This window comes from Serratia sp. LACPHL-BACT-2024-00286 (assembly GCF_043109535.1).
Taxonomy (GTDB): Bacteria; Pseudomonadota; Gammaproteobacteria; order Enterobacterales; family Enterobacteriaceae; genus Serratia; species Serratia sarumanii.
The window spans coordinates 60,219-74,143 of the sequence record NZ_JBICNA010000002.1; the positions used below are offsets into that span (position 1 = coordinate 60,219).

Annotated in this window: 8 protein-coding genes; all 8 read right to left on the reverse strand. The window is 65.4% G+C overall.

The window, feature by feature from the left end; genetic code table 11:
* Position 1 precedes the first annotated feature (1 nt).
* Positions 2 to 808, reverse strand: a complete 807-nt coding sequence (gene urtD, locus ACF8MC_RS06810) for an urea ABC transporter ATP-binding protein UrtD (protein ID WP_164104705.1) — start codon at positions 806 to 808, stop codon at positions 2 to 4.
* Positions 805 to 1,881: an urea ABC transporter permease subunit UrtC gene (gene urtC, locus ACF8MC_RS06815; RefSeq protein WP_033637598.1), complete on the reverse strand. Its 1,077-nt coding sequence runs from the start codon at positions 1,879 to 1,881 to the stop codon at positions 805 to 807. The genes urtD and urtC overlap by 4 nt, the downstream gene beginning before the upstream one ends.
* Complete coding sequence (gene urtB / locus ACF8MC_RS06820) at positions 1,881 to 3,461, reverse strand: urea ABC transporter permease subunit UrtB (RefSeq protein ID WP_041034052.1); 1,581 nt, start codon at positions 3,459 to 3,461, stop codon at positions 1,881 to 1,883. Before urtB ends, urtC begins: the two co-directional genes overlap by 1 nt.
* Positions 3,462 to 3,517: 56 nt before the next feature.
* The gene (gene urtA, locus ACF8MC_RS06825; RefSeq protein WP_060421357.1) at positions 3,518 to 4,786 is read right to left on the reverse strand and encodes an urea ABC transporter substrate-binding protein; all 1,269 of its coding nucleotides are present in this window, start codon (positions 4,784 to 4,786) and stop codon (positions 3,518 to 3,520) included.
* A 35-nt stretch (positions 4,787 to 4,821) separates the two neighbouring features.
* On the reverse strand, positions 4,822 to 5,532 hold the full coding sequence (locus tag ACF8MC_RS06830; protein ID WP_033646979.1) for a GntR family transcriptional regulator: 711 nt from the start codon (positions 5,530 to 5,532) through the stop codon (positions 4,822 to 4,824).
* Between the two features lie 14 nt (positions 5,533 to 5,546).
* On the reverse strand, positions 5,547 to 9,167 hold the full coding sequence (uca, locus tag ACF8MC_RS06835; RefSeq protein ID WP_164104704.1) for an urea carboxylase: 3,621 nt from the start codon (positions 9,165 to 9,167) through the stop codon (positions 5,547 to 5,549).
* Between the two features lie 2 nt (positions 9,168 to 9,169).
* Positions 9,170 to 10,999: an allophanate hydrolase gene (gene atzF / locus ACF8MC_RS06840; protein WP_164104703.1), complete on the reverse strand. Its 1,830-nt coding sequence runs from the start codon at positions 10,997 to 10,999 to the stop codon at positions 9,170 to 9,172.
* A gap of 223 nt (positions 11,000 to 11,222) precedes the next feature.
* Positions 11,223 to 13,790, reverse strand: a complete 2,568-nt coding sequence (locus ACF8MC_RS06845; protein WP_164104702.1) for a putative mucin/carbohydrate-binding domain-containing protein — start codon at positions 13,788 to 13,790, stop codon at positions 11,223 to 11,225.
* Positions 13,791 to 13,925: the final 135 nt, after the last annotated feature.

Below are 13,925 nucleotides of genomic sequence, written 5' to 3' on the forward strand. Positions count from 1 at the left end.
CTCAGCGCCCCAGATATACCTCAATCACCCGTTCATCGGCCTGCACCTGCGCCAGCGATCCTTCCGCCAGCACCTGCCCCTGATGCAGCACCGTCACGCGATCGGCGATGGTTTCCACAAACCCCATGTCGTGCTCCACCACCATCAGCGAATGCTTGCCCGCCAGCTCGCGGAACAGTTCGGCGGTGTAGTCGGTTTCGGCGTCAGTCATGCCGGCCGCCGGTTCGTCGAGCAGCAGCAGGTGCGGCTCCTGCACCAGCAGCATGCCGATCTCGAGAAACTGTTTTTGCCCGTGGGACAGCAGCCCGGCGGGCCGGTGGCGTTCATGCCCCAGCCGCAGGGTCTTCAGCATCTCATCGATGCGGTCGCGCTGTTCGCTGCTCAGGCGGGCGCGCAGGCAGGCCCACACCGACTTGCGGGTTTTCTGCGCGATCTCCAGATTTTCGAACACCGTCAGCGCCTCGAACACCGTCGGTTTTTGAAATTTTCGGCCGATGCCGGCGTGGGCGATCTGCATCGGCGCCAGCCGGGTCAGATCGACGGTCTGATCGTAAAACACCTTGCCGCTGTCCGGCCGGGTCTTGCCGGTGATCACATCCATCAGCGTGGTCTTGCCGGCGCCGTTGGGGCCGATCACGCAGCGCAGTTCGCCGACGCCAATGCGCAGCGACAGATCGGTCAGCGCACGAAAACCGTCGAAGCTGACGTTGACATCGTCGAGCTGCAGCACCGGATCGGTTTGCTGCCGGTATTTATCCGCCGGCAGCGGGTGGGTAAACAGCTCGTCGGTCACTTGCATCGCTTTCATGAGGTTTTCCTCCGGCGCAGCAGGCCGATCACCCCTTTGGGCAGAAACAGCGTGACGACGATAAACATCAGGCCGAGGAAGAACTGCCAGTATTCGGGAATGGCCATGGTGAACCAGCTCTTGGCGCCGTTGACGATGCCGGCGCCGAGCAGCGGCCCCACCAGCGTGCCGCGCCCACCGAGCGCCACCCAGATGGCGGCCTCGATCGAGTTGGTCGGCGACATTTCGCCGGGGTTGATGATGCCGACCTGCGGCACATAGAGCGCGCCGGCCAGCCCGCACAGCACCGCCGACAGCGTCCAGACGAACAGCTTGAAGCCCTTCGGATCGTAGCCGCAGAAGGTCAGCCGGTTTTCCGCATCGCGCACCGCGGTCAGCACCCGGCCGAACTTGCTGCGCGCCAGCGCAAAGCCGATGGCCAGGCTGGCGGCCAGCAGCAGCACCGTCGCCAGGAACAGCGCCACCCGCGTGCCGGCGGCGGTGATGGGAAAGCCGAGCAGCGTGGTGAAACCGGTAAAGCCGTTATTGCCGCCGAAGCCGGTTTCGTTGCGAAAGAACAGCAGCATGCCGGCATAGGTCAGCGCCTGGGTCATGATCGAGAAATACACCCCTTTGATTTTCGAGCGGAAGGCAAAGTAGCCGAACAGGAAGGCCAGCAGGCCCGGCACCAGCACGATCAGGCACAGCGCCCAGGCGAAATGCTGGGTGCCGCTCCAGAACCACGGCAGCTCATTCCAGGAGAGGAACGCCATAAACGCCGGCAGCCCGTCGCCCGCCGCCTGCCGCATCAGGTACATGCCCATGGCGTAGCCGCCGAGCGCGAAGAACAGCCCGTGGCCGAGCGACAGCAGCCCGGCATAGCCCCACACCAGATCGAGCGCCACCGCCACCACCGCGTAGCACAGGATCTTGCCCGCCAGCGTCAGGGTATAGGTGGACACCGCCAGCGGATGATCCGCCGGCAACAGCGTCAAGAACGGCATCACCAGCAGCACCAGCAACGCCAGCGCGCCGATGCTCAACGCCAGCCGGGGCGCTTTCTGCACGCCGGTTACGGTCAATGGTTGGCTCATCAGTCAATCACCCTGCCCTTGAGGGCGAACAGCCCCTGCGGACGCTTTTGAATAAACAGAACGATCAGCACCAGGATCAGGATCTTGCCCAACACGGCGCCGATCTGCGGCTCGAGGATCTTGTTGACGATGCCTAGGCCGAAGGCCGCCGCCACCGTCCCCGCCAGCTGGCCGACGCCGCCGAGCACCACCACCAGGAACGAATCGATGATGTAACCTTGCCCCAGCTCCGGCCCGACGTTGCCCAACTGCGACAGCGCCACCCCGCCGAGCCCGGCGATGCCGGATCCCAACCCGAAGGCCAGCATGTCCACCCGCCCGGTGGGCACGCCGCAGCAGGCCGCCATCGCGCGGTTTTGCGTCACCGCGCGCACGTTCATGCCGAGCCGGGTCTTGTTCAGCAGCAGCCAGGTCAGCGCCAGCACCAACAGCACGAATGCGATCACCGCGATGCGGTTCCACGGCAGCACCAGGTTCGGCAGCAGCTGCACGCCGCCCGACAGCCACGCCGGGTTGGCGACCTCGACGTTCTGCGCCCCGAACAGCACCCGCACCAGTTGGATCAGCACCAGGCTGATGCCCCAGGTGGCCAGCAGGGTTTCCAGCGGCCGACCATACAGGTGGCGGATCACCGTGCGCTCCAGCAGCATGCCGATCCCGGCGGTGATGGCGAACGCCACCGGCAGCGCCGCCAGCGGGTAGAGCGCCAGCCACTGCGGCGCAAACTGCTGAAACAGCCCCTGCACCAGGTAAGCGGAATAGGCGCCGAGCATCAGCATTTCGCCGTGCGCCATATTGATGACGCCGAGCAGGCCGTAGGTGATCGCCAGCCCGAGCGCCGCCAGCAGCAGGATCGAGCCGAGCGACAGGCCGCTGAACGCCTGGCCGAGCAGATCGCCGATCATCAGGCGATGCTGCACCCGCTGCAGGCTGCGTTGCGCCTCGGCGCGCACCGCGGCGTCCGGCTCGTGAGCGGCGTCGGTCAACGCCTGCAGCCGCGCGCGGGTTTCCGGCTCGCCCGATTCCCCCAGCAGCCGCACCGCATTGAAGCGCACCTGCGGGCTGGCGTCGGTCAATTGCAGGTTCGCCAGCGCAATGCTCAGCGCGTCGCGTACCTGCGGGTCTTTCTCCTGCGCCAACCGCCGGGTCAACAGCGGCAACTGCTCGCCCTGCGCTTCGCGCTGCAGCGCGGTCGCCGCCTGCAGCCGCACCGCCGCGTCCGCGCTGACCAACCGCTGCGCCGACAACGCGTTGGCGATCAGAATGCGCAGCCGGTTGTTCAGCCACACCTTCTTCGGTTCGCCAACCGGGGCCGCCTCGCCCTCGAGCGGCAGATAGCGATCGCCCTGGCGGATAAAGGCGCGCTTCGCCCCGTCGATCGCCACGGTTTCCTGCTGCAGCCCCTGCAGCAGCGGCAGGCGCGCGGCGTCCGGCTCGGCCGCCCAGGCCTGCAGCAACTTGGCCTGCTGCGCACGGTTGGCCGCCGCGAACTCATCGGCCGGCCCGGCCTGCGCCAGCAGGGGCCAGGCGCACAGCAGCCACAGCCCGACGCGCAGAGAGGATAAAAACGGAGATTGCATCAGCTGCCTCTTCTGTTGGGCCGGCGGGCGCTGGGCCGCGCCGGCGCTGAGTGACGTTACTTGCCGCCCTTCACCGGGTAATCCGGTTTTTTGTCGTTGCCGGCGATATACGGGCTCCACGGCTGCGCGCGCACCGGTGCCTCGGTCTGCCACACCACGTTGAACTGGCCGTTGCCCTCGATCTCGCCGATCATCACCGGCTTGTGCAGGTGGTGATTGGTCTGGTCCATGGTCAGCGTGAAGCCCGACGGCGCGGCGAAGGTTTGCCCGGCCATCGCCGCGCGCACCTTATCGACGTCGGTGGTGCCGGCCTTTTCCACCGCCTGTGCCCACATGTGGAGGCCGACGTAGGTGGCCTCCATCGGATCGTTGGTCACCGCGGTGGCGTAATTCGGCAGGTTGTGCGCCTTGGCGTAGGCTTTCCACTGGCTGACAAACCGCTTGTTGGTCGGGTTATCCAGCGATTCGAAGTAGTTCCAGGCCGCCAGGTTGCCCACCAGCGGTTTGGTGTCGATGCCGCGCAGCTCTTCCTCGCCGACCGAGAAGGCGATCACCGGCACGTCGGTGGCCTTGACGCCCTGGTTGGCCAGCTCTTTGTAGAACGGCACGTTGGAGTCGCCGTTGATGGTGGAGATCACCGCCGTGTTGCCGCCGGCGGCGAATTTTTTGATGTTGGCGACGATGGTCTGGTAATCGCTGTAGCCGAACGGCGTGTAGACCTCTTCGATATCCTTGTCCTGTACGCCTTTGCTGTGCAGGAAGGCGCGCAGGATCTTGTTGGTGGTGCGCGGATAGACGTAATCGGTGCCCAGCAGGAAGAAGCGCTTGGCGCCGCCGCCGTCCTCGCTCAGCAGGTATTCCACCGCCGGGATCGCCTGCTGGTTCGGCGCCGCGCCGGTATAGAACACGTTCGGCGACATCTCTTCGCCCTCGTATTGCACCGGGTAGAACAGCAGCCCGTTCAGCTCCTCAAACACCGGCAGCACCGACTTGCGCGACACCGAAGTCCAGCAGCCGAACACCGCCGCCACCTTGTCCTGGCTCAGCAGCTGGCGCGCCTTTTCGGCGAACAGCGGCCAGTTGGAGGCCGGATCCACCACCACCGGCTCCAGCTTTTTGCCGAGCACCCCGCCTTTGGCGTTGATCTCGTCGATGGTCATCAGCGCCACATCCTTCAGCGGCGTCTCGGAAATCGCCATGGTGCCGGAAAGCGAACTCAGAATGCCGACCTTGATGGTGTCGGCGGCCTGCGCGCTCCAGGCCAGGCCCAGGCCGAGCGCGGCGGCGGACAGCGCAAAAGCTTTGATAAAACGACGACGTTGCATAGTTCAAACTCCTGATGTGTGTGAAATCAAAATCGTTACGCCGAGCGCGCCGGCTGCTGGGCCCGCGCCTGGTGCAACATGTGCAGCGTTATTTTTCGTACCTCTGCCTTGCTGACGGCGATATGCTCGCCGAGCAGCGCTTGCGCCACCCCGCTTTGCCGCTGCAGGATCGCCTGCAAAATGGCGGCGTGTTCGCGGTAGGTGGCGTCCACCCGCGCCTGCTGGGTGAAATCCAGTCGGCGAATGATGCGGATCTTTTCGGTCAGCTCGCGGTGGATGCGCGCCATTTCGCCGTTGCCCGCCGCGGCCACCAACGCCTGATGAAACTGCTCGTCGTGCTGCGACACCACCTGGCCGTCCGCCAGACGCGGCGCTTCGGTCCAAAAACGGTTCAGCGCCGCCAGCGCGGCCGGCGTTTCCCCGGCCGGCCATTCGCACAGCCGTTTCACCGCCTCTTGTTCCAGCACGATGCGCAGGTCGTACAGCTCTTCGAAGTAGGCGAAATCGAACGGCCGCACCTGCCAGCCGCTGCGAAACAGCACCTCGACATAGCCTTCGCGCTCGAGTCGAAACAGCGCCTGACGCACCGGCGTGCGGCTGGCCGCCATGCGCTGCGCCACGTCGCTTTCGCTGAAGCGATCGCCCGGCAGCAGGCGAAACTCGAAGATGTCGGCCTTAAGCTGCAGATAAATGCGCTCCGCCAGCCCCTCCGGCCGCGCCTTGTGCTCTCCGTTGGTGATTTGCATCTTCGCCCCTCCGTTCAGATCGCTTTTTCCAGCCACAGCAGGGCGTCGCCCGGCCCGACCGGCCGCCCCTGCCGGCAGCTGATGCGTTTGACGATCCCGGCGCGCGGCGCGGTGACCGCCAATTCCATCTTCATCGCCTCGACCACGATCAGCGGCTGCCCGGCCGCCACCGCCTGCCCCGGCTCCACCAGGATCTTCCACACGCTGCCGTTCAGATCGGCGCTGACCAGATCGCCGTCGATCGCGTCTTCTTCAACCGGCGGCAACAGCTGCGCCTCGGCCTCGTCGTCATCGCTGCGCCAGCGCGCCACTTCGGCGTTGAACGCCTGCTGCTGGCGATGCTGGAAGTCGGCGATCGCCTCGGCGTTGTCGGCCAGGAAATCGGTGTAGGCGGCGAAGTCGAATTCGCTCTCTTCGATGCGCACCTGCATGCGCCCTTCGCGGAACGCTTCGCGCTGCTCGTCCAGTTCTTGCTCGCTGACCGGGTAGAAGCGCACCTGATCGAAGAAGCGCAGCAGCCAGGGTTCACCGGCGGTGAACTGCGGGTTTTTGAGGAATTTGTTCCAGATCGGCAGCGTGCGCCCCACCAGTTGGTAACCGCCCGGCGAATCCATGCCGTAGATGCACATGTACATGCCGCCGATGCCGACCGTCCCTTCGGCGGTGTGGGTGCGCGCCGGGTTGTATTTGGAGCTCAGCAGGCGATGGCGCGGATCGAGCGGCACCGCGCAGGGTGCGCCGAGGTAGACGTCTCCCAATCCGAGGATCAGGTAGCTGGCGTCGAACAGGATGTCGCGCACCTGCTCGCGTCGGCTCAGGCCGTTGATACGCTGAATGAAATCGACGTTGTTCGGCAGCCAGGGCGCCGAAGCGCGCACCGTCTGCTGATAGCGATCGACCGCCCCCAGCGTGGCCGAATCCTCGAACGCCATCGGCAGCCAGACGGTGCGCGTCGGCACCTTCAGGCGGCTGACGTCCCCCAGCGCCCGTTCGCGCGCCAGCAGGCGCTGCAGCAGATCGGCCTGGCTTATCAACCGGCTGTCGTAGCGGATCTGCAGCGAACGCACGCCCGGCGCCAGCTCCGCCACGCCCGGTATCGCCTCCTGCCGCAGCGACTGCATCAGCAGATGAATGCGCAGCCGCAGCGCCAGATCGAGCACGTTGTCGCCGTACTCCATCAGGATGTAGCCGTCTCCCGCCTGGCGATACGCCACCGCCGGGCGCCCTTCCGCCGCCGGCAGCGCCGCCAGCACCGCGGCGGAAACGGTATCCGCCGGGGCCAGATCCGGCGGCGGCAGGGTGATGGCCTTCACCGCCGCCAGCGCTTCGATGCTGCCGAGCTGCGCCTGTTCCAGCGACTGCGCCTGGCGAAAACCGATCGGATGGAACCGGATGCGGTCGCCCGGCTTCACCTGCCCCACTTTCCACAGCTCGGCCTTGGCGATGGTCACCGGGCAGACGAAGCCGCCGAGGCTCGGCCCGTCGCGGGTCAGGATCACCGGGAAGTCGCCGGTGAAATTGATCGCGCCGATGGCGTACTCGCAGTCGTGCACATTGGAAGGATGCAAACCGGCTTCGCCGCCGTCCTCTCTCGCCCACTCGGGCTTCGGCCCCGACAGGCGCACGCCGAGGCGATTGGAGTTGTAATGCACCTGCCAGTCGGTGGCGAAGAAGGCGTCTATCGATTCGGCGGTGAAAAAGTCCGGCGCGCCGTGCGGCCCGTACAGCACGCCGATGTGCCACTGGTCGCCGTAGTGCGGGATCAGGCTGTCGTCCATCGCCTGCGGCGCGGCGATCGGCGCCGGCGTGGTGCTGGCGGCCAATTCCGGTTGAGCGATCGCCAGCATGTCCGCCACGCGCAAGGTGCGCCCGGCGTGGCCGCCGAACTGGCCGAGCGCGAAGGTGGAACGGCTGCCGAGATACACCGGCACGTCGAAGCCGTTGCGTACCGCCAGATAGGTGCGGCAACCGTGCGTGGCGCGCCCCAGCGTCAGCACCTGCCCGGCCCGCACCGCGATCGGCCGCCAGTAGGCGACCGCTTCGCCGTCCAGATCGGCCGGGCAGCTGGCACCCGTCAGCGCGATGGTGGCGTCGCAGTGAAAGCGCAGCGTCGGCCCCTGCAGGGTGAACTCCAGCCCGGCGGCCGCCGGGTGGTTGCCGACGATGCGGTTGGCCAGCCGGAACGCGAAGTCGTCCATCGGGCCGGACGGCGGCACGCCGATGTCCCAATAGCCGAGGCGGCCGGGATAGTCCTGCACGCTGCTGTAGGTGCCGGGTTGCAGCACTTCGAGGCAGTGCGGCTGGTAATGCAAATCGTCCAGCAGGCGCGTCCAAACGTCGCCGCGCTGAAATTGCGGCGTGGCGATCACCTGCCGCAGATAATCGAGGTTGGTGGCGATGCCGTGCAAACGGGTCGCCGCCAGCGCCACGCGCAGTTTTTCCAGCGCCTGCGCGCGGTCAGCGCCGTGTACGATCAGCTTGGCGATCATCGGGTCGTAAAACGCCGAGACTTCGCTGCCGGTCGCCACCCAACCGTCGAGGCGCACGTCGGCGGGGAAATGCACCTCGGTCAGCACGCCGGGGCTGGGCTGGAAGTTTTTCAGCGGATCTTCGGCGTAGAGACGCACTTCGATCGCCGCGCCCTGCGGCGCGCGTTGCAACGCCGCCCAATCCAGCGCATCGCCCGCCGCCACCTGCAGCATGCATTCGATCAGATCCAGGCCGGTGACCATCTCGGTGACCGGGTGCTCGACCTGTAAGCGGGTGTTCACTTCGAGGAAGTAAAACTCGTCGCGCGCGGCGTCGTAAATAAATTCCACGGTGCCGGCGCTGCGGTAATTCACCGATTCGCCCAGCGCCACCGCCGCCCGATGCAGCGCCTGGCGGGTCGCCGCCGGCAGGTGTGGCGCCGGGGTTTCCTCCACCACTTTTTGGTTGCGGCGCTGCAGCGAGCAGTCGCGCTCGCCGAGCGCCGCCACCCGCCCCTGGCCGTCGCCGAAAATCTGCACCTCGACGTGACGCGCCCGATCGACGAAGCGTTCGATAAACGCGCCGGCGTCGCGGAAGAACTGCTCTCCCAGCCGTTTGACGCTGTCGTACGCCTCGCGCAGCGCCGCCTCGTCGTCACAGCGCGTCAGGCCGATGCCGCCGCCGCCGGCGGTGCTTTTCAGCATCACCGGGTAGCCGATGCGCGCGGCGGCGGCAACCGCCTGCTCCACGCTCTCCAGCAAGCCGGTGCCCGGCGTCATCGGCACCCCGGCCAACGCCGCCAGCTCGCGCGCCCGGTGCTTGAGACCGAACTCGCGCATCTGCGCCGCCGTCGGGCCGATAAAGGCGATGCCCGCCGCCTCGCAGGCGTCGGCAAACTCGGCGCTCTCGGACAAAAAGCCGTAGCCGGGGTAGATCGCCTGCGCGCCGGTGGCTGCCGCCGCCGCAAGGATCTTGTCGATGCTCAGGTAGCTGTCGGCGGCCTTGTCGCCGCCGAGCGCCACCGCCCTGTCGGCTTCGGTGACGTGCGGCGCATTGCGGTCGGCGTCGGAATAAACCGCCACGCTGGTGACGCCCAGGCGTTTCAGGGTGCGAATGGCGCGGCAGGCTATTTCGCCGCGGTTAGCGATCAGTACGGTAGTAAACATGTTCATGCCCCCTTAACGCCGGCGAGATAGTCGCGCCAGCCGCCAAACTCGGTAATATCCGTGGCGCCTTCCAGCGCCCAGGCTTCGCAGATAAACCCCTTCACCCGCCGGCCGTCCGCCAGCAGCAGCGTGCCGATACCCAAGGGCGCCGGAATTTCCGCCACAAACTCGCCGAAACGGGCCAGCGGAATGTCCCACAGCTCAAGACGGATCGCCGCTCCCTGCGCCACACGCGCCAGCCCCGGCTTCAGCGGCTCGGTATCGGCCAGCGCGTACAGGCGGTAACAGGGGGCGGTGACGGTTTGTTCCACCCGCACCGCGTCGCGCTGCGTCAGCTGGACGTTGAGCGGCATACCGCTGAGGTGAGCGCCCACTACCGCCAGACGCACGTGTCCCGAAGACGGCGCCGGCGCCGGCTGCGGCGGCAATGCCCGGCCGGTTGCCCCGAGCGGCAAGGCGCTTTGCCGTTGCCAGCGCAGGCCAAACGCCGCCAGCGCCCGGTCATGCCAGGCGGGCGCAATCAGGGTGATGCCCGCCGGCAGCCCGTCTTCGCGCAGCGGCCCCGGCAGCGCCAGCGCGCTCAGATCGGCCAGGTTGGTGAAATTGGTGTAAGTGCCGAACTGAGAATTGAACAGCACCGGCTCCTGCGCCATCTCCGCCAGGGTGCGAATAGTGGGCGCGGTCGGCACCACCAGCGCGTCGAACGGCGCCAGCCGCTGGGCGATCTGCCGCGCCAGCTCGGCACGCAGGTATTCCGCTTTGTAGGCGTCGCAGGCGCTGTAGCCCAGGCCGTTGCCGACGATGCCGCGCACCACCGGATCGATAGCCTGCGGGTTCGCTTCCAGCACCTGCTCAATCGCCACGGTGCGCTCCGCCACCCAGGGGCCGTAATACAGCTGCTCCGCCAGGGTGCGAAACGGCGCGAAATCGAGGGGTTCCAACGTGGCGCCGCCCGCCTGCAGCTGCGCCAGCGCGCGGTGAAACGCCCGCTCGGCCTGCACGTCACCGAAAAACTCCAGCTGGGCGGGAACGGCAAAACGCGGCGCGGCGGGGATATCCGCCGGCGCGGTATGCGGATCGGGGCGGGAATACGGGTCTGCCGGGTCAAAGCCGCTCGCCAGTTCCGCCACCTGCGCGGCATCGGCCACCGTCAGCGCGAAGACCGATACCGTATCGTTCAACCGGCAGGCCGGCACCACGCCGCGGTTGGACAACCGCCCTTTGGTCGGCTTCAGCCCGACGATGTTGTTGAACCCGGCGGGCACGCGCCCCGAACCGGCGGTGTCGGTGCCCAGCGCGAACGGCACCAGGCCGCGCGCCACCACCGAAGCGGAGCCGGAGCTGGAGCCGCCGCTGACGTAGCGGCTGTCGAAGCTGTTGACCACTGCGCCATAGGGTGAGCGGGTGCCCACCAACCCGGTAGCGAACTGGTCGAGGTTGGTTTTACCGAGGGCGATCGCCCCGGCGGCGCGCAGGTTGGCGACCACGGTGGCGTCCGCCGCGGCCTGATAGGTGAACGCCGGGCAGGCGGCGCTGGTCGGCCAGCCGCCGACGTCGATATTGTCTTTGATGGCGAAGGGCACGCCGAACAGCGGCAGGCGGCTGAGATCGCCGGCGACTGCTTCGAGCCTCTGTGCCAGTTGCCGATACTGCCGCTCGCGCTGCGCCGGGGTGGCGAGATACAGCCAGGCGTTGTCGTCTGAATCCAAATCGGCGACCAGCGCTTCGATCGTGGCGCTGACGCAGGCGAGGCGCTCGCCCGCCGGACGGGTTTGATAATGGTGCTGCCATTCACTGAGGGTAAAACCGCACGTTTCAACAGGGTCGCTCATCGGCTGAATTCCATCTGGTACACAAGATGGGATTCAACAGAGCAACCGGCGTGCCAATTTTTAATTTCATGATTTCAATAAATTATAATTAAAACTTATGACGGCGACGGCGAATGGGCTGCACCAGCGGCGCGCAGCGGGAGAACAAAAAGAGTGCAATAAGGGGATGATGCAGAGGAAAACCGGGGCGACGACGCTCGCCGCCCCGGGAGGGGGATGTGGATCAGTCGTTGATACGTTTCAAACCGATCGAGGTAATGCAGTAGGTCTGTTGCTTGCCCTTCTCCGCCAACCGCACGTGCTGCATCTCGTTGACGATCGTCAGACGGTTGTCCGGCTCTTCATGCCGCAGATGGATCACCTCACCGCCGTAGCCCGACAGCGGCAGCACCCAGGTTTTAGCCGGCTGATTTTGGCTGCCGATGACGTCGTAGCTGAGCAAGGTGTTACCGTCCGCATCCGTCACGCTGAGGAAGGCGTAGCTGTCGGCAAAGTAGTGGTGGGCAATCCCCGCCGCCAGCGTCACGGTCACGGTTTTCTTCACCAGATCGACGGCGCCGGTCAGAAACTGGCGATCGCCGATCCCTTTGCAAACCACGGTAAACGCATTGCCGACGTTAGCGCCCGGCGGCGCATTGTCGGCCGGCAGGCAATCCCGATAGGTCGCCAACAGCGACTCGCGCTGCGGCTCGGCGAAGGCGCCGATCGCCAGATAAATATCGTCCTTGAACGACGACGACGGCGCGTAGTAAGCCGGCAGCAGGCGGCGCAAACGCTGCGCCGCCTGTTCCAGGCGCGCCAGCAGCGCTTGCTCGGGATCGCCGGGCAACGCCGGATTTTTCAGCCCGCTTTTTTCGATACGCAGCACGTTGGTTTTGATTTTGTTGTCGATGACGCCGGCCGCCGCCGGATTCAAGCGCACCCGGCTCGGCTCCACATGGTAAATCTCGATGTCATCGCCCTCGGCAAACGGCAGCTCGTCATGACTTAACGTAGCCTGAGTGCCCTGAATCTCCTTAGTGAAGCGCACCGCGCCCTGCCGATCGCGCAGCGTCACTCGGGCATAGGTTTCACCGGGGAAGTAGGAATGCGGCGTGGTACTGGTCACGTCAACCACCACTGCGCCCTTGGCGCGATCGACGACCACGGTGGCGAAGACCGCATCGCTCAGGCCCAACAGAGCGATCTCCTGTGAAACGATCGGCGAAGCGGCTTTGCGTTCGAAGCGAAGCGTTACCGCGTTTTTCCCCTGCTTCACCGTCAGGTAACCCGCCGTTGGCCGATATTTGCGATCCTTGCCGGTCGGTAACCGCAGGGTGTACACGCCGATCGGCAACGCATTCAGGGCCAGGGTCGGCGCGTCGATACGGACCTTGTGGGCATAGCGCGCCCCTTCCATCAGCACCAGATCCTCACCGTAGATCTGCGCAAAGTCATCGATATCCAGACTCAGGGCGACATCGCCTTTCAGGCCGCTCGCCTTGAGCTGAGAGGAATCGACCAGGCGCAGGGAGGAATCCAGCTTCAGCTGTGCCTGCACCGCCGGCAAACTCTGCGCATCCACCAGTTGATACAGCGGATACACCGCCTTGGCGTGGCTGAACGCGTTGAGATCGCGCTGCGTTTGGGTGATCACGCCGCCGGTCAGCTCGACGAACGGCGTCACGTCGATTTGCTCGCCGGCCGCGGCGAAGCTTGCCGACAGCAGATCCAGCAAGGCATGTTCGGACGGCACGAAGCCCGGCGTATTGCAGCTTTGGCGATACTGCTGGTTAAAGTGCGTGAAGGCGTTCTTGCCTGCCTTGTCGACCATCAGCATCGCGAAGAACAGCTTGGAGCGCAGATCCCACTGGTTGAGCGGCGTGCCCTGAGCGATCAGATCGACGATTTTCTTCTCGACGCCGGCCGCGTTGCCGTAGTTATACAGCCACCCTTCCTGGTATTTGCGCTCTCCCAGCATCACGTCCTGATAGCAAGCGGCGTAAATATTGTTCCACATCTCACCGGTGGAGAAATATTTGTCGCCCATAAAGTGCCCCTGATAGCCGTGCGCAATCTCATGCAGGCTGCCCCAGTTGCTGTCTTTCGGCGTCAGCCAGAAGCTGCTGACCGAGTTGCTGGTTTCCGCCGTCCAGCGCCCGCCGTAATACGCGGCGCCGGCGCCGTGTTTATCGGCCTTCATAAAGTAGCGGTTGCGAATATTGCGATCGGATTCGTGTTCGGCCTCGAACGAGACGCCGGTCAGCGCATTGTAGAAGGTGAAAATGCGGTCATAGTAGGCGATCAGCCCGTCGATGTTTTTCGCTTCGCCCAGCGACTTCAGCGCCGGTTTACTGATTTTCGGCACCAGCAATACCGCGTATTCCGCATCGACCAGCGCAAACTTGGCGTCCCGATCGTCCCAGCGGGCGAAAAATGCGGCTTCGTTTTCGCCACGGCGATAAACCGGCAGCGCTTTCGCCGTGTCCGGATACTCGAACTCCAGCGCCGGTTCGCCCTGCCCGTACGGCGTATCGATGAACGGCACCGAGACGGCATTGACCTGGGCCTCGACCCAGCTCGCGCCGACGCTGAATTCAGCCTCCGTTTTGCTGTCGTCATTCAGCAAGCGCAGCGTGAGCTTGCCGGTAAACGCCGCGTTGGTCTGCCGCACTCGCAGCACCTCCCCGGCGGCGAGAATGATGCCCAGGTGCTGACGATCGTGGTCGATGCCCTTGCTCATGCCTGCCGCATCCAGCCAGACCGGCCGGGTCAACGTGTAAAGTGATTGGGTTTTCGTGATGGTTGGCATCCTGCTTTCCTCATGGTTTGGGGGATTGAATTGACCATGAGAAAGTAACCGGAGGGGCGGCCCGTCCACCATCGATGGCGGATGGCTGAGAGCCAGTACAACAACGGCGGGCGGGAGAGCGGCAAAAAAAAGCGC

Bases quoted from the DNA above. Each gene is read 5' to 3' on its own strand.
- urtA (WP_060421357.1), bottom strand. From the start codon at position 4,786: ATGCAACGTCGTCGTTTTATCAAAGCTTTTGCGCTGTCCGCCGCCGCG.
- ACF8MC_RS06830 (WP_033646979.1), bottom strand. From the start codon at position 5,532: ATGCAAATCACCAACGGAGAGCACAAGGCGCGGCCGGAGGGGCTGGCG.
- urtB (WP_041034052.1), bottom strand. From the start codon at position 3,461: ATGCAATCTCCGTTTTTATCCTCTCTGCGCGTCGGGCTGTGGCTGCTG.
- ACF8MC_RS06845 (WP_164104702.1), bottom strand. From the start codon at position 13,790: ATGCCAACCATCACGAAAACCCAATCACTTTACACGTTGACCCGGCCG.
- atzF (WP_164104703.1), bottom strand. From the start codon at position 10,999: ATGAGCGACCCTGTTGAAACGTGCGGTTTTACCCTCAGTGAATGGCAG.
- urtC (WP_033637598.1), bottom strand. From the start codon at position 1,881: ATGAGCCAACCATTGACCGTAACCGGCGTGCAGAAAGCGCCCCGGCTG.
- urtD (WP_164104705.1), bottom strand. From the start codon at position 808: ATGAAAGCGATGCAAGTGACCGACGAGCTGTTTACCCACCCGCTGCCG.
- uca (WP_164104704.1), bottom strand. From the start codon at position 9,167: ATGTTTACTACCGTACTGATCGCTAACCGCGGCGAAATAGCCTGCCGC.